This is a genomic window from Sinorhizobium meliloti (assembly GCF_017876815.1).
GTDB lineage: Bacteria > Pseudomonadota > Alphaproteobacteria > Rhizobiales > Rhizobiaceae > Sinorhizobium > Sinorhizobium meliloti.
The window spans coordinates 276014-299200 of sequence record NZ_JAGIOS010000001.1; the positions used below are offsets into that span (position 1 = coordinate 276014).

General features: G+C 62.4%; 25 protein-coding genes. 6 read left to right on the forward strand and 19 right to left on the reverse strand.

The window, feature by feature from the left end; translation table 11 throughout:
• The first annotated feature begins 205 nt into the window (after nt 1-205).
• Entirely contained in the window at nt 206-817 is a 612-nt protein-coding gene (locus JOH52_RS01340; RefSeq protein WP_003532301.1) for a GNAT family N-acetyltransferase, read from the forward strand.
• On the forward strand, nt 817-3729 hold the full coding sequence (locus JOH52_RS01345; RefSeq protein WP_010968917.1) for a sensor domain-containing phosphodiesterase: 2913 nt from the start codon (nt 817-819) through the stop codon (nt 3727-3729). Before JOH52_RS01340 ends, JOH52_RS01345 begins: the two co-directional genes overlap by 1 nt.
• A 157-nt stretch (nt 3730-3886) precedes the next feature.
• On the opposite strand, the gene JOH52_RS01350 is transcribed toward JOH52_RS01345, so the two are convergent.
• Nucleotides 3887-4492, reverse strand: a complete 606-nt coding sequence (locus JOH52_RS01350; RefSeq protein ID WP_003532305.1) for a YqgE/AlgH family protein — start codon at nt 4490-4492, stop codon at nt 3887-3889.
• A gap of 203 nt (nt 4493-4695) precedes the next feature.
• On the opposite strand from JOH52_RS01350, the gene JOH52_RS01355 reads away from it, so the two are divergent.
• Together JOH52_RS01355 and JOH52_RS01360 are read left to right on the forward strand one after the other, a co-directional pair.
• Nucleotides 4696-5523: a protein-disulfide reductase DsbD domain-containing protein gene (locus JOH52_RS01355; protein WP_013844115.1), complete on the forward strand. Its 828-nt coding sequence runs from the start codon at nt 4696-4698 to the stop codon at nt 5521-5523.
• A gap of 55 nt (nt 5524-5578) precedes the next feature.
• Complete coding sequence (locus tag JOH52_RS01360; RefSeq protein WP_010968915.1) at nt 5579-6064, forward strand: peroxiredoxin; 486 nt, start codon at nt 5579-5581, stop codon at nt 6062-6064.
• A 210-nt stretch (nt 6065-6274) separates the two neighbouring features.
• On the opposite strand, the gene rnhA is transcribed toward JOH52_RS01360, so the two are convergent.
• The 12 genes from rnhA to coxB form a co-directional block, all read right to left on the reverse strand.
• A complete protein-coding gene (gene rnhA / locus JOH52_RS01365; protein ID WP_010968914.1) occupies nt 6275-6736 on the reverse strand; it encodes a ribonuclease HI in 462 nt (153 codons plus the stop codon).
• Complete coding sequence (locus JOH52_RS01370; RefSeq protein ID WP_010968913.1) at nt 6733-7713, reverse strand: homoserine kinase; 981 nt, start codon at nt 7711-7713, stop codon at nt 6733-6735. Before JOH52_RS01370 ends, rnhA begins: the two co-directional genes overlap by 4 nt.
• Before the next feature lie 154 nt (nt 7714-7867).
• Complete coding sequence (gene ispH, locus JOH52_RS01375) at nt 7868-8878, reverse strand: 4-hydroxy-3-methylbut-2-enyl diphosphate reductase (RefSeq protein WP_003532315.1); 1011 nt, start codon at nt 8876-8878, stop codon at nt 7868-7870.
• Between the two features lie 93 nt (nt 8879-8971).
• Nucleotides 8972-9739 carry an SURF1 family protein gene (locus JOH52_RS01380; RefSeq protein WP_013844113.1) on the reverse strand — a complete coding sequence of 256 codons (768 nt, stop codon included), beginning with the start codon at nt 9737-9739 and terminating at the stop codon, nt 8972-8974.
• Entirely contained in the window at nt 9708-10091 is a 384-nt protein-coding gene (locus tag JOH52_RS01385) for a DUF983 domain-containing protein (protein ID WP_010968910.1), read from the reverse strand. The genes JOH52_RS01380 and JOH52_RS01385 overlap by 32 nt, the downstream gene beginning before the upstream one ends.
• A complete protein-coding gene (locus JOH52_RS01390) occupies nt 10088-10267 on the reverse strand; it encodes a L,D-transpeptidase (RefSeq protein WP_234705572.1) in 180 nt (59 codons plus the stop codon). The genes JOH52_RS01385 and JOH52_RS01390 overlap by 4 nt, the downstream gene beginning before the upstream one ends.
• An 18-nt stretch (nt 10268-10285) precedes the next feature.
• On the reverse strand, nt 10286-11164 hold the full coding sequence (locus JOH52_RS01395; protein ID WP_010968909.1) for a cytochrome c oxidase subunit 3: 879 nt from the start codon (nt 11162-11164) through the stop codon (nt 10286-10288).
• Between the two features lie 61 nt (nt 11165-11225).
• Nucleotides 11226-11822: a cytochrome c oxidase assembly protein gene (locus JOH52_RS01400; RefSeq protein WP_010968908.1), complete on the reverse strand. Its 597-nt coding sequence runs from the start codon at nt 11820-11822 to the stop codon at nt 11226-11228.
• Between the two features lie 11 nt (nt 11823-11833).
• Nucleotides 11834-11974 (reverse strand): hypothetical protein, encoded by a 141-nt coding sequence (locus tag JOH52_RS01405; protein ID WP_010968907.1) that lies wholly within the window; start codon nt 11972-11974, stop codon nt 11834-11836.
• Nucleotides 11974-12924, reverse strand: coding sequence for a heme o synthase (locus JOH52_RS01410; protein WP_013844112.1), 951 nt, complete (start codon nt 12922-12924; stop codon nt 11974-11976). The genes JOH52_RS01405 and JOH52_RS01410 overlap by 1 nt, the downstream gene beginning before the upstream one ends.
• 98 nt (nt 12925-13022) lie before the next feature.
• Complete coding sequence (ctaD, locus tag JOH52_RS01415; RefSeq protein WP_003532329.1) at nt 13023-14711, reverse strand: cytochrome c oxidase subunit I; 1689 nt, start codon at nt 14709-14711, stop codon at nt 13023-13025.
• Between the two features lie 19 nt (nt 14712-14730).
• Entirely contained in the window at nt 14731-15615 is an 885-nt protein-coding gene (gene coxB, locus JOH52_RS01420; protein ID WP_010968905.1) for a cytochrome c oxidase subunit II, read from the reverse strand.
• 401 nt (nt 15616-16016) lie between these two features.
• Here coxB and JOH52_RS01425 point away from each other — a divergent pair, with 401 nt between their 5' ends.
• Nucleotides 16017-16547, forward strand: a complete 531-nt coding sequence (locus JOH52_RS01425; RefSeq protein WP_003532333.1) for an invasion associated locus B family protein — start codon at nt 16017-16019, stop codon at nt 16545-16547.
• A gap of 68 nt (nt 16548-16615) precedes the next feature.
• Here the strand turns inward: JOH52_RS01425 and ribB are convergent, their stop codons facing one another.
• Nucleotides 16616-17716 carry a 3,4-dihydroxy-2-butanone-4-phosphate synthase gene (gene ribB / locus JOH52_RS01430; RefSeq protein WP_003532339.1) on the reverse strand — a complete coding sequence of 367 codons (1101 nt, stop codon included), beginning with the start codon at nt 17714-17716 and terminating at the stop codon, nt 16616-16618.
• 91 nt (nt 17717-17807) lie between these two features.
• On the reverse strand, nt 17808-18905 hold the full coding sequence (gene aroC, locus JOH52_RS01435) for a chorismate synthase (protein ID WP_010968904.1): 1098 nt from the start codon (nt 18903-18905) through the stop codon (nt 17808-17810).
• Between the two features lie 440 nt (nt 18906-19345).
• Between aroC and JOH52_RS01440 the strand changes: the two genes are divergently transcribed.
• Entirely contained in the window at nt 19346-19606 is a 261-nt protein-coding gene (locus JOH52_RS01440) for a DUF1344 domain-containing protein (protein WP_003532345.1), read from the forward strand.
• A gap of 10 nt (nt 19607-19616) precedes the next feature.
• Here JOH52_RS01440 and JOH52_RS01445 read toward each other — a convergent pair whose 3' ends face one another.
• The 4 genes from JOH52_RS01445 to JOH52_RS01460 form a co-directional block, all read right to left on the reverse strand.
• Nucleotides 19617-20201 carry a histidine phosphatase family protein gene (locus JOH52_RS01445; RefSeq protein ID WP_003532346.1) on the reverse strand — a complete coding sequence of 195 codons (585 nt, stop codon included), beginning with the start codon at nt 20199-20201 and terminating at the stop codon, nt 19617-19619.
• A 144-nt stretch (nt 20202-20345) separates the two neighbouring features.
• Nucleotides 20346-21164 (reverse strand): enoyl-ACP reductase FabI, encoded by an 819-nt coding sequence (gene fabI / locus JOH52_RS01450; RefSeq protein ID WP_003532347.1) that lies wholly within the window; start codon nt 21162-21164, stop codon nt 20346-20348.
• A 200-nt stretch (nt 21165-21364) separates the two neighbouring features.
• On the reverse strand, nt 21365-22420 hold the full coding sequence (locus tag JOH52_RS01455) for a DnaJ C-terminal domain-containing protein (RefSeq protein ID WP_010968903.1): 1056 nt from the start codon (nt 22418-22420) through the stop codon (nt 21365-21367).
• Between the two features lie 205 nt (nt 22421-22625).
• Nucleotides 22626-23081 (reverse strand): RT0821/Lpp0805 family surface protein, encoded by a 456-nt coding sequence (locus JOH52_RS01460; protein WP_003532349.1) that lies wholly within the window; start codon nt 23079-23081, stop codon nt 22626-22628.
• Between the last annotated feature and the right edge of the window lie 106 nt (nt 23082-23187).

Consider the following 23187-nt stretch of genomic DNA (forward strand, 5'->3'; position numbering starts at 1 on the left):
GATTCGATTTGGGCGTAAACTTGTGCCACGTTTCGCAATGAGACAGTGCCCTGAAGCGCATCGCGTTCGATCGGATCCATCCGACGTGCCCTAGGGCATTGTTCTCGTGCAGGTCGTCGTCCAAAACCGCCGCATATTGTTTGGGCGACATGCATTCGGTTCGACCGAACTGCGGCATCGACGCGGTCCTGGCCTGGAGGCATAGATGACAAGATCGGTTTTTCGGTTCCTTTCGCGGCAGCCGGAGACGGTCGAGATCGCCAGCCAGCATTATCTGCTCCGCCTCCCCCGCTACGCCGACTACCGGCAATGGTATCGCTTGCGCAGCGAAAGCCGCGCCTTCCTGGAGCCGTGGGAGCCTACCTGGCGCGCCGATGAAATGACCGAAGGCGCCTTTCGCAGCCGCGTCAATCGCAACGAGCAGGAATTTGCCTCCGGTCAGGCCGTGCCGCTCTTCCTCTTCCACAAGCCGGACGAAACGCTGCTTGGCGGTCTCACCATCGGTCATATCCGCCGCGGCGCTGCGCAGAACTGCATGATCGGCTACTGGATGGGCCAGAAACATGCCGGACAGGGCCATATGTACGAGGCCTTGAAGCTGACGATCCCCTACATCTTCAAGGGGCTCGAGTTGCACCGTATCGAAGCAGCCTGTATTCCAGAAAACGCACGGAGCATCCGGCTCCTTGAAAAGGCCGGCTTTGAGCGTGAAGGCTATTTGAGACAATATTTGAAGATAAACGGGCAGTGGCGGGACCACTTGATGTTTTCGCTCCTCTCCGTCGATGCCGTACCCAACAGGAATTTGCCCCTTTGATGCCCCTGACCCGTAAGCCGCTCGCATGGCCAGCCGCAAGGCTGGCGGCGTTTCTGGTCGCACTCGTCGTTTTCGCCCTTGGTCTTGGCGGCGGCGTTGCGCATGCGCTCGAGCCGGTGAAGATCTCGCGCGAGGACACGGCGCTCGATCTCACCGCCACGACGGAGATCTACAGCGGCAGAGGCGACGCCTTTCAGGTTTCGACCGCCCCCGGCACGGACGGCATCGTCAGACGCATCGAAGTGCGTTCCAGCACGGAAAATCACCAGGGTGACTGGGCCGTGTTCGCGCTCGCCAATGTTTCGGAAGAGCAGCTCGAACGCGTTATCGTCGCACCGCATTTCCGGCTCGTGAATTCGAAGCTCTTCTGGCCCGACCTCGGCTCGCAGCGCATACTCTCGATCACGCCGAGCGAGGGTTTTGCGCTGGACCGGCAACCGAGCGAAGAAGCGGACGTCTTCCGAATCACGCTCAATCCGGGTGCGGTCATCACTTTCGTTGCCGAACTCACCACGCCGGAGCTGCCGCAGATCTATCTTTGGCAGCCGGACGCCTACAAGGATACCGTCAACGCCTTCACCCTGTACCGCGGTATCGTGCTCGGCATCGCCGGGCTGCTCGCGGTTTTCCTGACGATCCTTTTCGTCGTCAAGGGCACGTCGATGTTGCCGGCCACCGCCGCGCTCGCCTGGGCCGTGCTTGCCTATATCTGCGTCGATTTCGGCTTCCTTTCGAAGCTCATCACCGTGACTGCCGACGACGAGCGCATATGGCGAGCGGGCACCGAGGTGTTCCTCGCAGCCGGTCTCGTGATCTTCCTGTTCACCTATCTCAATCTCAATCGCTGGCATCAGCATCTCGGCTACGCGACGCTCGCATGGATTCTCGGCCTCGGGCTGCTTTTCGGCGTCGCCGTCTACGATCCGGCGATCGCCTCCGGCATCGCCCGCCTGTCCTTCGCGCTGACGGCAACCGTCGGCATCGTGCTGATCGCCTATCTGGGCTTCAACCGTTATGACCGCGCGATCCTTCTCGTTCCAGCCTGGTTGTTGATCCTCGTGTGGCTGTTCGGCGCCTGGCTCGCGGTGACCGGTCAACTCGCCAATGACATCGTGCAGCCGGCACTCGGCGGCGGCCTCGTGCTCATCGTGCTCCTGATCGGCTTCACCGTCATGCAGCACGCCTTTTCCGGCGGGGCCTATCAACTCGGTCTTTTCTCCGATCTCGAGCGCCAGGCGCTGGCGCTCACGGGATCAGGCGATACCGTCTGGGACTGGGACGTGGCGCGCGACCGGGTCGTTACCATTCCCGATATCTCGCACCAGCTCGGGCTTTCGCTCGGAACGATGAACGGGCCGGTTCGCAACTGGGTGCCGCGGCTGCACCCCGATGACCGCGACCGCTTCCGCGCAACGCTCGACGTGCTGCTCGAACATCGCCGCGGGCGGCTCAACCATGAATTCCGCGTGCGCGCCGAGGATGGCCATTATCATTGGCTCTCGATCCGGGCGCGCCCGGTGCTCGGCGCCAATGGCGAAATCATCCGATGCGTCGGGACCATCAACGACATCACCGAACAGCGCAATTCGGTCGAGCGGCTCTTGCACAACGCGCTTCTGGACAATCTGACCGGCCTGCCGAACAGACAGGTCTTTCTCGATCGCCTGCAGGCGATCCTCCTGATGGGCGACGGCAGCAACTCGATACGCCCGACCGTGCTTGCCATCGACATCGACCGCTACAAGCAGGTCAACGACATGCTGGGGATCGCCGCCGGCGACAATGTCCTCATCGCGCTGACGCGCCGCCTGCGCAGGCTTCTGCGCCCGCAGGACACGCTCGCGCGTCTTGGCGGCGACCAGTTCGGCTTGATCCTCATGTCCGAGCGCGATCCGGCCAAGATCGCCGACTTCGCCGATGCGGTCAGCAAGGCGATCATGGTCCCGCTCAACTACGGAAATCGGGAGATCAACCTGACCGCTTCGATCGGCCTCGTCTCATGGCTCGATCAGGAGCAGAGCGCAGCCGGACTGCTCGACGATGCCGAGCTTGCGATGTTCCGCGCCAAGAAGGCGGGCGGCAACCGGGTCGAGCCGTTCCGTCCGGCTTTCCGGACCTCCGGCTCGGACCGCCTACAGCTCGAAGCCGACCTGAAGCGCGCCATGGAGCGCAAGGAGCTTTCCCTCGTATACCAGCCCATCGTCCGCCTCAGCGATGCCGAGATCGCCGGCTTCGAGGCCCTCATGCGCTGGGACCATCCGAAGCGCGGAAATATTTCGCCGACCGAATTCATCCCCATCGCGGAGAATTCCGACCTGATAAACCAGCTGGGCCTGTTCGCCTTCGACAAGGCCACGAGCGATCTTGCCGAGTGGCAGACGCAGACCGGCGACCTGCCGATCTTCATCTCGATCAATCTGTCGAGCGCACAGCTGCTGAACAACGAACTCTATGACGACATGCGCGCGATTCTCAGCAAGAGCCGCTGCGATCCGGCGCAGATCAAAATGGAACTGACGGAATCGCTTGTCATGGAGAACCCCGAGCAGGCCAGGCTCGTGCTCGAAAAGCTTCGCGAGGCCGGGCTGCGGCTGGCGCTCGACGATTTCGGCACCGGCCACTCGTCGCTCTCCTACCTCACCCGCTTCCCTTTCGACACGATCAAGATCGACAAGGCGCTGGTGCGCGATCCAAGCGACAAGCGCGCCGTCATCCTGCGCGCGGTGATCACGATGGCGCGCGAGCTCGACATGCGGGTGGTCGCGGAGGGAATCGAATCCGAGGAGGATGCGATCCAGCTCGCGCAGATGGGCTGCGACTACGGTCAGAGCTTCCTGTTCGGTCCGCCGGTGGGATCGGAATCGATCCTGAGGCTCCTGAAGGAGCGATTTCCGCTGATGAAGCGGGCTTGAGGGCATCTGCCCCGTCAGCCGCTCATTGCGCGATGGGGCGGCACGTTCCTCCTGCAGCCCCCGGCGTGAGAGATGCTCGAGTGACTGCCGCTTGTCCCTTCGCCCCGCCTGCGGGGAGAAGGTGCCGGCAGGCGGATGAGGGGCAATCAATCAGTTTTCAGGCGTGGCCTGAGTCCGTCGAGAGCATCGCCGGGCTGACACCCATCAGGGCCAGCGCTCTGTCGTACTTCTCGTCGAGGTCCCGGCTGAAGATCAGCTCCTCCTGCGCAGGACAAGTCAGCCAGCCGTTCTGGGTGATTTCGGCCTCCAGCTGGCCTGGGCCCCAGCCCGCATAGCCGAGCAGCATGGTCGCCTTGAGAGGTCCCTCGCCGCGCGAGATCGCCCTGACGATATCGAGCGTCGCCGTGAGGCAGATGTCGTCACTGACGGGAATGCTGGAGTCGCTCAGGTAATCGTCCGAATGCAGTACGAAGCCGCGCCCGGTCTCAACGGGGCCCCCGGCCTGGATCTGGAACTCGCGCGTAGCCGACGGCAGGCGGATCGCCTCATCCGGGTCGAGAAGCTGCAGGTGCAGCAGAACATCCGGGAAGGTCAGGCGCTGCGGACGATTCAGGATGAAGCCCATCGCCCCATCTTCGGAATGGGCGCAGACGAAGATGACCGTCCGGGCGAAATTGGTGTCGAACATGCCGGGCATGGCGATCAGGAATTGACCGTCAAGGAAGCCGCGTTCGCGTATCGTATGCAGCACGTTTTTCGCCATGATGATGATAGCCTATCAATTCGCGACGAAATGAAAAGCGCTTCTACGTGGCGTTCGCCGAAATTTGCGCCCACGCAAGCGACACCCTGTCCATGCTCTCGTCTTGCCGATCAAGCAATTATGATCGCAGCGGCATATCGGGACCGCTGGAGACCAACGGCGAAACGCGATACAGCTTTGGCATGACCCGACGCTCGACCCCAATGAAGATGGCCCAGCGCATCGCGACGGCAAGCCTTTTCCTCGCTTTTTTTCTGCCTGCCCGGTCCTATGGAGCCGCCAGCGAATGGGTGACCTCACCCGGCGGCGATTTCCGCATTGTCGCTTCGCAACCGAAGCCGGATGGTGCCATTCCCGCCATTCTCGAGGTTCGGCTCAACCCCGGCTGGAAGACCTATTGGCGGGATCCTGGCGCAAGCGGCATACCGCCGCAGGTCACCCTCGATCCCTCCGGCGGCGTCTCGCTGCAGTCGATCCGCTTCCCGGTGCCGAAGACGTTCGGCGAAGGACCGGGACGCTACACCGGATATGATGTGCCGGTGGCGTTCCCGCTGACGCTGAAGAGGACCGGCAACGGCGGAGACGTCACCATCCGGGCCTCCGTCTTCCTCGGCATCTGCGAAGATATCTGCATTCCCGTGCAGGGGGATGTGACCGTCGCGCTCAAAAGCGGCGAGTTCGACAATCCGCTCGACGGTGCGCGCATCGAAAAGGCTTTCTCCGCACTGCCGGAGCAGCCGTCCGAGAACTTCAGGGTGGTGAACGCGAAATTCGATGCGGCCGCCGGCATGGTACGACTCGAGTTCCTGTTGCCGCCGGATGCGGCTGCCGGGTCAGCCGATCTCTTTCTCGCCGGGCCGCCCGGCGTCTTTTTCGGCAAGCCGGTTTTTCACGATGCGCAGGGCGCCGAGCGTCGGGCCGACGTTCCGGTGAAGCTCTCCGGCAAGGACAAGAACATCGCGGGTAAGCCGATCACGCTCACCCTGCGCGCGGGCAGCCGCAGCATGGAAACGATGCTTGCCTTTGATTGAGCCGACCCTATAGTCCTGCGAAACCCCGCTACTGCATAGAGACGAGGAGAGACCAGTGACCATTGCCGTCGGAGACAAGCTGCCCAACGCCACCTTCAAGGAGAAGACCGCAGACGGCCCGGTCGAGGTAACGACCGAGCTGCTCTTCAAGGGCAAACGCGTGGTTCTTTTCGCGGTGCCGGGTGCTTTTACCCCGACCTGCTCGCTCAACCACCTGCCCGGCTATCTGGAAAATCGCGATGCCATTCTTGCGCGCGGGGTCGACGACATCGCCGTTGTCGCGGTCAACGACCTGCATGTGATGGGCGCCTGGGCGACCCATTCCGGCGGCATGGGCAAGATCCATTTCCTCTCGGACTGGAATGCCGCCTTTACCAAGGCGATCGGGATGGAGATCGATCTTTCGGCCGGCACGCTCGGCATCCGCTCGAAACGCTATTCGATGCTGGTCGAGGACGGCGTCGTCAAGGCGCTGAACATCGAGGAAAGCCCGGGACAGGCGACCGCTTCCGGTGCGGCCGCGATGCTTGAGCTGCTTTGATTCTTAAAACGGACTGCGTGCATCTGCCCCTCATCCGGCCTGCCGGCCACCTTCTCCCCGCACGCGGGGCGAAGGGACAAGCGGCATGCTCCAGTTCTAGAGCGAGCGCTCGGGAAAGACCCCGGGGCGTTCGCCGCTTGCCCCTTCTCCCCGCGTGCGGGGAGAAGGTCGCGGCAGCGGGATGAGGGGCAATAACAGACGGAGAGCTTTCTATTTCACCGCGTCCGCACGACGCGCCTTCTTGAACGGTTCCATGCCCTTGCGCGCAAGTTCGTCGGCGCGTTCGTTCTCCGGATGGCCGGCGTGGCCCTTCACCCAGTGCCAGGTCACGTTGTGGCGGTTCCTTGCCTCATCGAGCGCCTGCCATAACTCGCCGTTCTTCACCGGCTTCCGGTCGCCGGTTTTCCAGCCGTTGCGCTTCCAGCCGTGTATCCATTTGGAGATACCGTCCATCACATATTTGCTGTCGGTATGGAGATCGACCTCGCAGGGCTGCCTGAGCGCGTTGAGGGCAGAGATCGCCGCGAGAAGCTCCATGCGGTTGTTCGTCGTCTCCGCCTCTCCGCCGGACATTTCCTTCTCCACGTCGCCGTAGCGCAGGACCGCGCCCCAACCGCCCGGTCCGGGATTTCCCGAGCACGCACCGTCGGTAAAGATGTGGACGTGCTTCATGCCGGGGCCTCTTCGCGTCTGAGGCCATATTCGGCGCTCGAGACGATGGCGCGGTGGAAGCGGATCTTCGTCAGATATTCGAGCGGATCTTTCTTGACCACAAGCGCGCCCGGCGGCGTCATCAGCCAGTCATAGAGGCGCGTCAGGAAGAAGCGGAGCGCGGACCCGCGCGCAAGCAGCGGCAGCGCCTCGATCTCTTCCGCCGTCAATCTCCGCACGCTCTCATAGCCGGAAAGCAGCGCCATGCCCTTGGTGATGTTGTAGGAGCCATCCTTCTCGAAGCACCAGGAGTTCAGGCAGATGGCGACGTCGTAGGCGAGGAAATCGTTGCAGGCGAAATAGAAATCGATAAGGCCGGAAAGACGATCGCCGAGGAAAAACACGTTGTCCGGGAAGAGATCAGCGTGGATCACGCCTTCCGGCAGGTCTTTCGGCCAATGCTCCTCGATAAAGGCGAGCTCCGTCGCGATCTCGTCCTTGAGGCCGGCTTGAACCTCGTCGGCACGCGCTTCGGAGTTCCGCCATAGCGGTCGCCAGCCTTCGACGGAGAGCGCGTTGGGGCGCTTCAGGGGAAAGCCCTCACCCGCCTGGTGCATCGATGCGAGCGCCCGGCCGACCTCGCGGCAGTGCTGCGCCTCGGGCTTTCTCAGCCACATGCCTTCCAGAAACGAGATCACGGCCGCAGGTCTTCCTGAGAGCGTTCCGAGAAGCTTGCCGTCGGCGCGTGGAAGGGGCAGCGGGCAGGAAAGCCCACGCTCGGCGAGGTGATGCATGAGGCCCAGGAAAAACGGCAGATCGTCGGCGTTTACCCGCTTCTCGTAGAGCGTGAGGATATAGGCCCCTTTGGTCGTGTGGAGAAGGAAGTTTGAATTCTCCACGCCTTCGGCGATGCCCTTGTAGGAGGTCAGCGATCCCACCTCATAGGCGGCGAGGAAACGGATCAGCTCGTCTTCCGTGATATCGGTATAAACTGCCAAGGCGCGTTACTTTCCAGAGATGCTAATTGCGAGAATCTAAGCGGCTAGAGCACTTCCAGGAAAAGTGTGTAACGGTTTCCGTCCGGAAGTGCGTTGGTTCAAATGGGTAGAGCCTTCCAGTGTTTCCATGAAACATTGAAATGCTCTAGCTGCGCTACTCGCCGTTGACGAAGGCCATGTCGGCCCCCGTCAGTTCGACGTGCCGGAGCTCGCGGTTGACGAGAAAGTGCTCGTTTTCCTCCACCGTGTCGGCAAGCTCGACCGTGGCATCGTAGCGCTCGCGGAACGCTTCGATGATCTCGTTGACGATCACCTCCGGCGCGGAAGCACCCGCCGACAACCCGACCATCGAAATATCCCCCACCGTCGCCCAGTCGATTTCCGAGGCGCGCTGGACGAGAACGGCTTTTTTCGCCCCTGCCCTCAGCGCAACCTCGACGAGGCGCTTCGAGTTCGATGAATTGGGTGCGCCGACGACCAGGAAAAGGTCGCAGCCGGGCGCCGCCTGCTTCACCGCTTCCTGCCGGTTCGTGGTGGCATAGCAGATCGAATCGGCCGCAGGCGCCGTCAGGTTCGGAAAGCGCTCATGCAGCCGCTTGATGACGCCGGCGGTATCGTCGACCGAGAGCGTCGTCTGCGTGACGAAACCGAGATTGTCCGCGTCCGGCGGCATATAGACGTCGGCATCCTCGACGGTCTCGACCAGGGAGACCGCCCCCTCCGGCAATTGCCCCATGGTGCCGATGACCTCGGGGTGTCCGGCATGGCCGATCAGCACGACGTGGCGTCCCATGCGATGATGGCGCATCGCCTGCTTGTGCACCTTCGAGACGAGCGGGCAGGTGGCGTCGAGATAGAAGAGATTGCGCTCGTCCGCATCGGCCGGAACGGATTTGGGCACGCCATGGGCGGAGAAGACCACGGGCTGCTTGCGGTGCTCGGGCGGGATCTCGTCGAGCTCCTCGACGAAAATCGCCCCCTTGGCTTCGAGCCCCTCCACCACGTAACGGTTATGCACGATCTCATGACGGACATAGACCGGCGCGCCGAACTCCTTGAGCGCGAGCACCACGATCTGGATCGCCCGGTCGACGCCCGCGCAGAAGCCACGCGGCCCGCAGAGGCGGATGGTGATCGGGGTTTTTGCTGCTGCGGATGGGGCCATCATGAAAACGCCAGTGGAACGAACAAAGCCGGATGTCGGCATGGGCCATATATAGCGGCAACGATCGGGCACACAAGGAAGAACCGGCGCGCCCTACCGCCTGCGCCGGTAGATGTAGATGCCGCTGACGGCGACGAGGGCGGCTGCAAGGCCGTACCAGGTCAGCGCATATTGCAGGTGATTGTTCGGCAGATCGAACTGGGTCACGCCGCCGATCGGCAGACCGCCGGGATTGTCCGATGCATCGGCATCGATAAAGAAGGAAACGACGCGATCGGATGCGAGGCCGGCAGAGTCCGCCATCGTATCGAGGTCCTTCCAGTAGAAGATGTTCTTGGCGGCGTCGTTGTCCGGTACCAGGGACGACGGCTTTCCGGAAAGCTTCGGCCGCGCCAGACCGTTGATGGTCACACTTCCGGCGATCTGCCCTTCGGCCCGCGTGGAGGCATCCTTCTTCTCGAAGGGGACGAAGCCGCGGTTCACGAAAATGGCCCGGCCGTCGGCCAGCATAAGAGGCGTGAAGACGTAGAAGCCCGTGCGGCCTTCATGGGTGGCGAAGAAATGGCGCTCCTTGCCGTGGTCGTACACGCCGGACACGTACACTGTCCGGTAGTCGATATCCCCGCCGGCCGCGGCCATGGCCTCGATCTTGTCGAACGAGACGGCCGGCGCCGAGCGCCGCTCGGCAATTGCGCCGATCAGCGCCTCCTTCCAATGCAGCCGTTGCATCTGCCAGGTGCCCAGCGACACGAGCACAGCGAAAGCGGCGAGCACCAGGACAACGCCGGCCGCACGGCCGGCGCGGCTGCGCGGAGCCGGCATGCGCTCGTCAACCACGGTCGATTTCACCCGGACGTGCATTGTTGCGGTATTGCAGATTGATGAGCACGCCCTTCAGCATACGCGTCAGCGCCAGGCTCAAGACGGTTGCAAGCGGAATCCACAGGAGGAAATGCAGCCAGAGCGGCGGGTTGACATTGATCTCCATCCAGAGCGCCGCGCCGACGACCACGAAGCCGACGATCAGGATGACGAAGACGACCGGACCATCGCCGGAATCCGCGAAACCATAATCGAGCTCGCAACTGCCGCAGGCCGGCCGAACCTTCAGCAGCCCGTCGAAGAGCTTTCCCTGGCCGCAGCGGGGGCAAAGACCCTTGATTCCCGTCATCACGGGATCGACGGGCGGATAGAGCGCCTTGTCTTCGTTCATGGGTTGGTCACGATCGCGGTATTGTTGGGAACCATGTCCCGGATTTCGTCCATCTCGGCATTGGTAACGGCAATGCAGCCATTCGTCCAATCGAACATGTGCGTCAAAAACGCCAGCCAGCCGAAATAAGCCATATGTTCAAATGAAACGGGGCGGCCTCTCAGCCGCCCCGTCATCATCGAAGCATAACGGCGTCAGCCGTGGGCGATCGGCGCGCCCCAGCCACCCCAGATGTAGATGGAGAAGAAGAGGAACAGCCAGACGACGTCGACGAAATGCCAGTACCAGGCCGCCGCCTCGAAGCCGAAGTGGTGCTTCGGCGTGAAGTCGCCCCGCAGGGCGCGCAGCAGGCAGACGAGCAGGAAGATCGTGCCGACCAGCACGTGGAAACCGTGGAAGCCGGTCGCCATGAAGAAGGTCGCGCCGTAGATCGAATCCTTGAAGGCGAACGGCGCGTGCGCATACTCGTAGCCCTGCACGTAGGAGAACAGAACGCCGAGCATGACCGTGAGCGTCAGGCCGTAGACGAGGCCCTTGCGATCGTTGTGCAGCAGCGCATGGTGTGCCCAGGTCGCCGTCGTGCCGGAGAGCAGCAGGATGACGGTGTTGTAGAGCGGCAGGTGCCAGGGATCGAGGACCTCGATGCCCTTCGGCGGCCAGACGCCGCCGGTGAACTCGGCGCGCGCGGCCTGGATCGCTTCACCGGGAAAGAGGCTGGCGTCGAAGAATGCCCAGAACCAGGCAGCGAAGAACATCACCTCGGAAGCGATGAACATGATCATGCCGTAGCGCAGGTGCAGCGACACGACGCGGGTATGGTGGCCCTCATGCGCTTCCTTGATGGTATCCGACCACCAGCCGAACATGGTGTAAAGGATCAGCGCCAGACCGATGAAGAAGACCCACGGATTGGCGAACTCAAGCCCGAACATCTTGAACGAGCCGCCGGAGAGATAGCGCATGTAGCCGACGCCGCCGAAGGCCATGACGAAGGCTCCGATGGAGGCAAGCAGCGGCCACGGGCTCGGGTCGATGATGTGATAGTCGTGTTGCTTCTGGTGCGCTCCGGCCATGTCGATAATCCCCGATAGTCCTCTCTTGTCGCCGTCCGGCATAGCCGAAAAGGCGCTCATGTCAAAGTTTGTTTTCGGCCTTCGCCTTCACTTGCGCGACCGGCTTGGAGGGTTCGCGCGGGTAGAAGGTGTAGGACAGCGTCAAAGTCTTGATGCCCTGCGTCTCTACCGGCTTGACGATCTCCGGATCGACGAAGAAGACGACCGGCATCTCCATTTCCTCGCCCGGCTCAAGCGTCGTCTCCGTGAAGCAGAAGCATTGCACCTTGTTGAAATAGGCACCGGCCGCCATCGGCGTCACGTTGAAGGTCGCCTGGCCCGTCGTCGGCGTGGAAGCCAGGTTCTTCGCACGGTACATGATCTGCACCGTCTCGCCGATCCTGACGTCGATATCCCGTTGAACCGGGACGAACTCCCAGGGCAGTCCGGCAGCGACGTTGGCGTCGAACGTGACCTTGATCTTCTCGTCGAGGATTAGGTCGGATGCCTGCTCGACCCGCTGCGTGGTGCCGTTATAGCCCGTGACCCGGCAGAACATGTCGTAGAGCGGAACGGCCGCATAGGCCATGCCGATCATGCCTGCCACAAAGGCAAGGCACGTGCCGACGATCACGCCGTTCGAGCGTTCCTTCCGATCTGCCTGCCCATTGTCCGCCATGCGCAACGCCTTCAATTCACCATGCCGCCGCCGACCTTGACCAGCGTGACGACGTAGAAAATTGCGACCAGGGCCGCCAGCACGATGCCGAGCGCGATGTTGCGGCCGCGGCGGGACTTCTTCTGAGCCTCGTTGAGTTCAACGGTTTCCATCAGACAATGCCTCCAAGCCAGATCCGGGCGATCGCGTAATCAACCAGGAGCGCCGAGAATATCGCGAAAAGATACGCGATCGAGAATGCGAAGAGCTTTTTCGCCGGCACCATGCGCTTGTCGCCTTCGGGCATGCGCAGTACGCCCAGCGAATACCAGACGAAGCCGAGCCCCATGGCCGTGGCAAAGGCTCCATAGCCGAGGCTCGCGAAGCCGAGCAAGGTGGGACAGACGCCGCTGACTGCGGTGAGCACTGCGTAAATGACGATCTGCCGCTTGGTCGTCGCCTCGCCGCAGACATTCGGCATCATCGGCACGCCGACCGCGCCGTAATCGCCCATCTTGAAGAGAGCCAGGGCCCAGAAATGCGCCGGCGTCCAGAGAAAGATTATGAGGAAGAGCACGATGCTCTCGACCGACACGCCGCCGGTCACGCAGGCCCAGCCTATCATCGGGGGGAAGGCCCCGGCGGCTCCACCGATGACGATGTTCTGCGGCGTCGAGCGCTTCAGCCACATCGTATAGATGGCCACGTAGAAGAAAATCGTGAAGGCGAGCAACCCGGCTGCGAGCCAGTGGACGGCGAGCCCGAGGATGATCACCGAGAATGCCGACAGGGTCAGTCCGAAGGCAAGCGCCTCCTGGGGCAGAATCTTGCCCGCCGGAATCGGACGCTTGGCCGTGCGGCTCATCACCGCGTCGATATCCGCGTCGTACCACATGTTCAGCGCTCCGGAAGCGCCGGCTCCGATGGCGATGCATAGAATGGCGGTGAAGCCGATGAACGGATTGATATGGCCGGGGGCAAGGACGAGCCCGGCGAATGCGGTGAAGACGACGAGAGACATGACACGCGGCTTCAGGAGCTCGAAATAATCGCGTGCAGAGGCCTCGGAAAGTCGCGGTGCGCCTTCCATGCCAACTACCTCGTGATTGCCGATGACCGTCATGTCCGTACCTTGAACTTGCTGCGGCAGAAACAGCCGCGTCACGCCGGCCTGCCGGCGGGGAGAAGCCGCCGAAACCGGCGGCTTCTGTTCGTTACCCGTCACTTGATCCGCGGGAGCTGCTCCCACTGGTGGAACGGCGGCGGCGAAGACAGCTGCCATTCCAGCGTGTTGGCGCCTTCGCCCCAGGGGTTATCCCCCGCAACGCGCTTCTTCGCGAAAGCTTCGGCGACACAGAAGAGGAAGATCAGCACGCCGACTGCCGCGATGTAGGAGCCGTAGGACGAAACCATGTTCCAGCCGGCAAAGGCGTCCGGATAGTCGATGTAACGGCGCGGCATGCCTGCGAGCCCGAGGAAATGCTGCGGGAAGAAGATCAGGTTCACGCCGACGAACATCACCCAGAAATGCAGTTTGCCGAGAAACTCCGAGTACATGTAGCCGGTCATCTTCGGGAACCAGTAGTACCAGGCCGCGAAGATTGCGAAGACGGCGCCGAGCGACAGCACGTAGTGGAAGTGCGCCACCACGTAATAGGTGTCGTGCAGCGCACGGTCGAGGCCGGCATTGGCGAGCTGGACACCCGTGACGCCGCCGACGGTGAACAGGAAGATGAAGCCGATCGCCCAGACCATCGGGGTCGCGAAGCGGATCGAGCCGCCCCACATCGTCGCGATCCAGGAGAAGATCTTCACACCCGTCGGCACGGCGATGACCATCGTCGCGAAGACGAAGTAGCGCTGCGTCTGGAGCGACATGCCGACCGTGTACATGTGGTGCGCCCACACGATGAAGCCGACGGCGCCGATCGCGACCATGGCGTAGGCCATGCCGAGATAACCGAAGATCGGCTTGCGCGAGAAGGTCGAGATGATGTGGCTGACGATGCCGAAGCCCGGCAGAATCAGAATGTACACTTCCGGGTGACCGAAGAACCAGAACAGGTGCTGGAACAGGATCGGGTCGCCGCCGCCTTCCGGCGCGAAGAAGGTCGTGCCGAAGTTGCGGTCCGTCAGCAGCATGGTGATCGCGCCTGCGAGAACCGGCAGCGAGAGCAGGAGCAGGAAGGCGGTGATCAGAACCGACCAGGCAAAGAGCGGCATCTTGTGCAGCGTCATGCCCGGAGCGCGCATGTTGAGGATGGTGGTGATGAAGTTGATCGCGCCGAGGATCGACGAGGCGCCGGCGATGTGCAGGCCGAGGATCGCGAGATCCATCGCGGGCCCGGGCATGCCGGATGTCGAGAATGGCGGATAGATCGTCCAGCCGCCGCCCGCGCCATAGGCGCCTGCAGGACCTTCGACGAACATCGAAAGCAGCACCAGCAGGAAGGCCGGCACGATCAGCCAGAAGGAAATGTTGTTCATGCGCGGGAACGCCATGTCCGGCGCACCGATCATGATCGGCACCATCCAGTTGGCGAAGCCGCCGATCAGCGCCGGCATGACCATGAAGAAGATCATGATCAGCGCGTGAGCGGTCGTGAAGACGTTGAACATGTGCTTGCCGCCGTCGATGGCAGCATCACCCTCGAAACCATAGACCATCTGGGCCAGACCGTGGAAGATCTGGATGCCCGGCTCCTGCAGTTCGGCGCGCATGAAGACCGACAGCGTGCCGCCGATGATGCCGGCGATGATCGCGAAGATCAGGTAGAGCGTACCGATGTCCTTGTGGTTGGTCGATAGGAACCAGCGCTGAAAGAAGGTCAGCGGCTTGTGCGCGTGGTCCGCGTGGCCATGATCGGAATGATCATGGCGTTGATCGTGATGAACGGCTGTTCCAGCCATGGTCAAGCTCCACTTCCGATTACTGTGCGGCGTTGTCGGCGACGTCAACGGCCTTGGCCGCGCCGTCGACGGACGCCATGAGCGCCTTGTTCGCTTCGCCGACATTGGTTGCGGCGGCGGCGAGCCAGGCGTCGTATTTATCCTGCGCAACAACGCGGACGGCGATCGGCATATAGGCGTGATCCTTGCCGCAGAGCTCGGAACACTGGCCATAATAGAGACCTTCGCGGTCGGCCTTGAACCAGGTCTCGTTGAGACGGCCGGGAACCGCGTCGATCTTGACGCCGAAAGCCGGCATGGCGAAGGCATGAATTACGTCGGCAGCCGTGACGAGCAGGCGAACGGTCTTGCCGACCGGCACGACGACTTCGTTGTCGACGGCGAGAAGACGCGGATACTGCGCCTTGTCCTCTTTGCCGAGGCCCGCACGATCCTCGTCCTTCAGGAGCAGGCTATCGAAGGAGAGCGGGCTTTCGCCGACCTCATATTCATAGGACCAGTACCACTGGTTGCCGGTCGCCTTGACCGTCAGGTCCGGATTCTCCGGAGGCGTGAGTTGCGCGGTCAAAAGCTGGAATGAGGGAATCGCAAGGAAAAGCAGCACGATAACCGGGCCGACCGTCCAGACGACTTCGATCAGCGTATTGTGGCTGGTCCTCGACGGAACAGGATTGGCACTCTCGCGGAACTTGACGACCACGATGACCAGCAGCAGGAGAACGAAAAGTGTGATCGGAATGATGAACCACAGGGTGTAGTGTTCAAACCACGTGATTTCTTCCATGATGCCCGTAGCAGCCGCCTGAAAGTTCGTCTGCCAGTCGACAGGCTTGTCAGCAAAGGCGCTCGAAGCAAAAAGCAGACAGGCAAGCGCTGCCAGAACTGCATAGGCCTTGTTTTTCACAATTACGTCTCCCCAATGCGCTTGATCAGGATCAAACCCGGAACACAGAATCCCTGCGATACTGAAGCGCTTCAAACCACAGTTTGACCAGCGCCGCAACATCTGTCCAAGCAACCTCGTGCGGCATTTTTGCACAAAGCGGAAGTTTTCGCACAGGAGACCTCGCAACCGGTCGAAAGCCCTCCCACGCACCGGCGCCCGCGCGCGGACCGGTCATTCGCCGCCCCATTTGCGGGCAGCCACGCTCACCGGCGGAGAGAAAGCGGCCCTCGGCACGCCGATTTCGTACCGGGAGGGCCCAATTTCGGCCATATGACACTGGAATGTAACGACCAGGGCTTTTCATTTATCCTCGCGCGCTTCAAGAATAGCCCTAATGATTCGAGGTTTTTGAGGTTTACATGGGCCTGTCCCTCTTCTCCCGGCTGCCCGCCCTGGCCGCGCTCGCAATTGCCGCCTTCGCACTCCCCGCAGCAAGCTTGGCCCAGCAATCCAACGCAACGCCGGGCACGGTGAAGTCAAATCACGGCGCGTGGTCGATCGTCTGCGACCAGCCGGCAGGCGCCTCGGCCGAACAGTGCGCGCTGATGCAGAACGTCATCGCCGAAGACAGGCCTGAAGTCGGTCTCTCGGTCGTCGTCCTCAAGACCGCCGACCGCAAGGCGAAGATCCTTCGGGTGCTTGCGCCGCTCGGCGTGCTCCTGCCGAACGGCCTCGGCCTCAATGTCGACGGCAAGGACATCGGCCGCGCCTATTTCGTGCGCTGCTTCTCCGACGGCTGCTACGCCGAGGTCGTGCTCGAAGACGAGCTTCTCAAGACCTTCCGCGCCGGCGCGACGGCGACCTTCATCGTTTTCCAGTCGCCCGAGGAAGGCATTGGCATCCCCGTCGACCTCAAGGGCTTCGACGAAGGCTACGACGCCCTGCCGTAACGGCAGCTTGCTTCAAGGCGAGGGAGCCGCGTCGGGTGACGCGGCTTTTATTTTGGGCTCTTCCGGATTTACAGAATCTCGGTAGCGGCGATCTTGATGCCGAAGCCCTCCAGGCCGACATAATGCCGCTCGCGCGACGAAAGAAGGCGAATGGAGGTGATGCCGAGGTCTTTCAGGATCTGCGCGCCGAGGCCGATCTCCAGCCACTCGCTTTCGCGCTCCTGTGCCTCCGAGTGGACCTCCCTCTCGTGCTTGCCCTTTCGCGCTGTCTGCGAAATTCCGACCCCCACGGAGCCCTCCCGCAGATAGACGATGACGCCCCTCCCCTCGGCGGCGATGCGCTTCATGATCTCGTCGATCTGGCGGCCGCGGCCGAAGACGTCGGCTCCGACATTTTCGAGGTGGAGACGCACGGGAATGTCGACGCCGTCGCGAATGTCTCCGAAAACCACGGCCAGGTGCTGCATCGTATCCCAGGGCAGCGAATAGGTGTGGCCCTTGGCCTTGCCGTAGGGCGTGTCCATTTCGAAGGAATGGCCCTGCTCGATCAAGGTCTCCTTGCGCTGGCGATAGGCAATGAGATCGGCCACGGAGACCTGCTTCAGGCCGTGCGTTTCCGCGAAGGCTTCGACCTGCGGCCCACGCATGACGGTGCCGTCATCGTTGACGAGTTCGCAGATGACGCCGATCGGCGGCAGGCTCGCGAGCCTGCAGAGATCGACGGCGGCCTCGGTATGGCCGGAGCGCATCAGCACGCCGCCCTCGCGCGCCACGAGAGGGAATATGTGGCCCGGCCGGACGAAATCCGTCGGCCCGACATTCGGATTGGCAAGGTTTCTGACCGTAAGCGTTCGGTCGTCTGCGGAAATGCCGGTCGTGGTCCCGTGCTTGAAATCGACCGACACCGTGAAGGCGGTGGTGTGGGCGGAGTCGTTCTCGGCAACCATCGCATTCAGGTTGAGGCGTTTTGCCTCCTCGCGCGGCATCGGCGTGCAGACGATGCCGGAGGTATGGCGCACGATGAACGCCATCTTCTCAGGCGTGCAGTGCACCGCTGCGACGATCAGGTCGCCCTCGTTCTCACGGCCGCCGTCGTCGGTGACGACGACGATCTCGCCTGCTTCGAAGGCGCGAATGGCTTCGACGACGCGCTTCTGGTCGTAGGACATATATATTGCCTCCGCGAATATCTTGTTTGGCGCAATGCCTGACAGCGGCGCGCGTCTTTTTGGACGCGCAAAGGCCGCTGCAGCAGTGGAGTTACTTCAGCCGCCCGGTCTGACCGCGGTCACGCAGATAATGATCGGCGATGGCGCAGGCAAGCATGGCCTCCCCGATCGGCACCGCCCGAATGCCGACGCAGGGGTCGTGGCGGCCCTTGGTGCGCACGTCGACCTCCTTGCCGTCGCTGTCGATCGAACGGCGCTCCGTGAGAATGGACGAAGTCGGCTTGATGGCGAAGCGCGCAACGACCGGCTGCCCGGTCGCGATCCCGCCCAGAATGCCGCCGGCATTGTTGGACAGGAAAACCGGCTCGCCCTGCGCCCCGATGCGCATTTCGTCGGCGTTCTCCTCGCCGCTGATCTCGGCTGCGGCAAAGCCGTTGCCGATCTCGACGCCTTTGACCGCGTTGATGGACATCAGATTGGCGGCGATATCCTGATCGAGCTTCGCATAGATCGGCGCGCCGATGCCGGCCGGAACGCCTTCGGCAACCACCTCGACCACGGCGCCGATCGACGATCCCGCTTTGCGGATGCCGTCGAGATATTCTTCCCAGACGGGCACGATCGCCGGGTCGGGTGCGAAGAACGGATTGTTGTTCACTTCCGCCCAGTCCCAATTGGACCGGTCGATCCGGTGCTTGCCGATCTGGACGAGTGCACCGCGAACCACCAGGCCCGGCACGACCTTGCGCGCGATAGCGCCCGCCGCCACGCGCGCAGCCGTCTCGCGCGCCGAGGAGCGGCCGCCGCCGCGGTAATCGCGGATGCCGTATTTCGCATCGTAGGTATAGTCTGCATGACCGGGACGGTATCGCTTGGCGATCTCGGAATAATCCTTGGAACGCTGGTCGGTATTCTCGATCATCATCGAGATTGGCGTACCGGTCGAAATCATCGTCTCGCCGTCGTCATCGAGCATCACGCCGGAAAGGACCTTCACAAGGTCGTCCTCACGACGCTGGGTGACGAAGCGCGACTGGCCGGGTTTGCGCTTGTCGAGCCAGGCCTGGACTTCGGCGAGCGTAAAGCGAATTCCGGGCGGACACCCGTCGACGACACAGCCAAGTGCGGGACCGTGGCTTTCGCCCCAGGTCGTGACGCGGAAAAGATGACCGAATGTATTGTGCGACATGGCGGCTACCGAACTCCGGATCGCGAAGATGGCCGATGGACCCCCTCGCGTCTATTCCAATCACCCCGGAGCCGCAGCTGGCCCGCTCCGAGGGCCACGCGTCAGACGCGCGTGCCCTCTCTTAGTGGAAAGCGGGCACGCGGGAAAGTCCTTCTGCGCGTCGGCTGGCGCGGGTGCCATCTCCCCTGTTCCCCAGGCTTGGCGCCTTAAGGAAGATGCCGTGAAATTCCCGTGGAGAACCCGGCGAGAGCGGCTGCCGCAGAGCCGCTCCGCCGCTTTCACGGAATCATCGGGTTGTAATTCTCTGAACCGGCCTTCACCCTCCCATGCGGCGGGCAACTGCATCGAAAAAGCAACAACATAGGGCTACTTTTGCCACAATCGGGGATCAAAGCGTGAGGACAACAAAATTCGCAGAATCATTGAAGAGGGCAAGAAGGATGCGATTTGTCATTGCCACGCTCATGGCCACCGCAAGCCTGCTTTCGCCGCTCTCCGCGCTTGCCGAGAGTGCCGACGTCGAAGCCGTGATCACCAGCGTCGATACCGACCGGCTGAGCCTCTCCCTCGATGACGGCAAGAGCTACCAGGCGCCAGAGGAATTCAACTTCGAGGGGCTGGAGGCCGGCGTCAAGGTGCTTGTCTTCTACACCGAAGTCGACGGCAAGCGCGTCATCAACGACCTGGAGATCCTTCAGTAGGTTTGCGGCGTCAGAGCCAGCCTATCGAGCCATCCACGATTTTCAGCAGGCGGTCCTGCGGTATCGCAGCGGCCGCCGCCTCATCGGCATCCATCTCCCCAAGCAGCTTGAACAATGCCCTGATAACGCCGCCATGGCTGACGCAGACCGTAGGCCGCGTCACGCTCCTGAGCCAGGCACCGACACGCCAGGACAGGATTTCGTAGCTCTCGGCGTCAGGACCGGGCGGAATGAAATCCCATTTCGCGACGCGCCTCTCCGCGATCCGCTCGGGCACGAGCCGCTTCAGTTCGGGAAGCGTGTAGCCTTCCCAGTCGCCGAAGGACACTTCCTTCAGACGCTCGTCGGTGCGGTAGGCCAAGGGATCGAGATCCATCGCCCGCCGAAGACGCTCCATGGTTTCGCGCGTACGGCCGAGCGGGCTGCTGACGAAATCGAAGTCGGCCGCGCCGCTCCCGATGATCCTGCTCAACGCGACGCCGTTCCCGGTCGCCTGCTGCCGCCCGGTCTCGTTGAGGGGGATGTCCTTCTGACCCTGAAGGCGGCTCTCCGCATTCCAGTCCGTTTGTCCATGGCGAACCATGTAGATGAGCACAATGTCCACTCCGGGCGAGCCGCCGCGATCCCTACCGCACATTCCGCAAACCGCAGCCGGTTTGAAGATAGAACATGCAGCAGTTCAAAGTGTTACAGCCGCCATGCGGCCGAAGGACGCATGGCGGCTGTCGAGCAAAGGCTGTCAATCCTTCAGAACGCTGATGTCCGGCGCGTCAACGGCCTTCATGCCGACCGTGTGGTAGCCGGAATCGACGTGATGGACTTCGCCGGTGACGCCGCTCGACAGATCGGAAAGCAGGTAGAGGGCAGAATTGCCGACCTCCTCGATCGAGACGGTGCGCTTCAGCGGGGCGTTGTATTCGTTCCACTTCAGGATGTAGCGGAAATCACCGATGCCGGACGCAGCAAGCGTCTTGATGGGACCGGCGGAGATCGCGTTGACGCGGATGCCGCGGTTGCCGAGGTCGACCGCCAGATAGCGAACGCTTGCCTCGAGGGCCGCCTTGGCGACACCCATGACGTTATAGTGCGGCATAACCTTCTCGGCGCCGTAATAGGTGAGCGTCAGTATCGAGCCGCCGTCGTTCATGACGCGATCCGCACGTGCGGCGACCGCCGTGAAGGAATAGACCGAAATGTCCATCGTACGCGCGAAGTTGTCGCGGCTCGTATCCAGGTAGCGCCCCGTCAATTCGTCCTTGTCGGAAAAGGCGATCGCGTGCACAACGAAATCGATCTTGCCCCACTTCTCTTCGAGGGCCGAGAATACGGCATCGATCGTGGCGAGGTCGGTCACATCGCAATGGCCGGCCATGAAGGCACCAAGCTCCTGCGCCAGCGGCTCGACGCGCTTTTTCAAAGCATCGCCCTGCCATGTCAGCGCGATTTCAGCCCCTGCCTCGGCCAAGGCCTTCGCGATGCCCCACGCAATCGAGCGATTGTTTGCGACGCCCATGATGACGCCGCGCTTGCCATTCATCAGACCCGATGCCTGAGCCATGGAATGTCCCCAATACTGTCTGCCTCCACCAGCTGCTGCCGGTGGCAAAATTTCACAAATGCCAGGATGCCGCGCCTCCTGCAGCGGGTGCGGCAAATTGTCGAGCATTGCCTATGGCATAGGCGCCACAGCGGTTCAAGCAGGAGGCGGATCAGGAACTGTTAGTCCCCGTAATATTGGTTCAGCTTGTCAGAAAAGCTTCATAAAAAGAGGCCGTCACGTTGGGATCGCATGAGGTCCGTCACCTTGTCGTCCGGTTTTTCATGCAGCACCACCCGCAATTCGACGATCAGGTCGCCGCTTTCCCCGTCGGCGCCGCGCAAGCCCTTGCCGGCGATGCGGATCTCCTTGTCGGAGCCCGACCACGCCGGTACGGCCACCGTGAGCGGTCCGTTCGGTGCCTCGATCGTCGTTTCGCAGCCGAGAACCGCGTTCTGAAGATCGATCGGCAATGTGGTGACGATGTCGAGACCGCGGGTCCGGAACGGGCCGTCCTGACTGAGGCGCAGGGTTGCCACCACGTCGCCGCGCGCCATCCCGGCAACACGGTAGCCCTGCTCCTTCAGGCGGATCGCCTGGCCGTCCGTCGCGCCGGCCGGGATGGGGACCTTCAGCAGCTCTCCATCCGGAAGCTCCACCGGCACGCGCGCGAGATTGATCACGTCTTCGACGCTGGCGTGAACGTCGACGGCAAGATCGGGCACCTTCTCGGCCGTTTTCGCGATGCGTCCGCGAATACGCTGGACGATCGCCGCGACCAGATCCGCCGCCGGCATGATCGAGCGACGGGCAAGCGCGTCGGCTTTCGGCTGCTCTTGTTTTGCTTCGGCGGCAGGCTCGGTTTTGGCTTCCACCGGCGCACGTTCCCTTTCGGCGGGACGCGCGGAAGACTTCGGCCTCGCGGAAGTGGCCTGCGGCTCGACGCCGAATATGCGCGAAATCGCTTCCTCGGCCGTTTCGGCGCCGACAGGCTCGTCCGGCACCTCCGCGCCTCGCATCTTCTCCTTCATCGCCTCCATGCGACGAAGCTCCGCCTCGCGCCGCGCCCAGTCGTAGCGGCTTCTGCGCACCGGGTCGCGAAGCAGCTCATAGGCCCTGCCCGCTTCCGCGAAGCGCTCGTTGGCGGTGGGATCGTCCTGGTTGTGATCGGGGTGGACCGCTCTGGCTACGGAGCGCCAGGCCGCCTTGATTTCCTCTTGCCCGGCGGTGCGACGCACACCAAGAATTGCATAGGGATCGCGCATGGCTGCTATCATTTTCTTTACTCGGCGGTCCTTCCCCGGATGCCCGCCTGACACCTCACGACGATCGAAGAGGGTCTGGGAAAACCTTCTCCGTCCACGAGAGATGATCGGGCGAAGTTGCTAACTATCGGTTAGTCGGAGGCGGGGACGCGCTGCCGAAAGCATCGTCCGGGACGCTTCGCCGGCCGCTTTGCGGCAATATGGTTAACCTGCGATTTCAGCTCCGCGGGCCGAAGCTCGTCAGGTACCATTCCCCGTTGCCGAGCTGGCAGGTGTTGCCATCGAACTTGGCAATGCCCTCGAAGGAGTGCCGGGTCGTCGTGAAGCGGCGGCAACGCATGCCCGAGGCATGGTCTTCCTGGATGCTGCTGATGACGCCGGCGCTGCCGGAATTCGCATTGGCCCAGGGGATGGTGCTGTCGTGGCCCTGACTGATGTCGGCAGAGGTAACGAGGTCGCGCACGGCTATGGCATCGGAAAGGCCGTCGGATGTCTTCGCCACCGGCACGGTTCCGGTCGAGACCGAACGATCGACGCCCGATCCCCCGAAGACGTCGAGGCCCGCGCCCATGCACCCCGGCAGAGCGAGAATCGTCACGCAAATTGCCGCGCTGCGCAGCAATGCGAAGGAAAGACCCTTCTTGCCATCGTTCCGCTTTGCTATGTCTTGCACGGCAATCCTGTCAGACTCGCCAGAGCGCACCACGTCCCGAGGAAGTCCGCAGGCAGGCTCTGACATTATTACGATGCGGAAACACCACTCGGGCTCATCCCGAAGC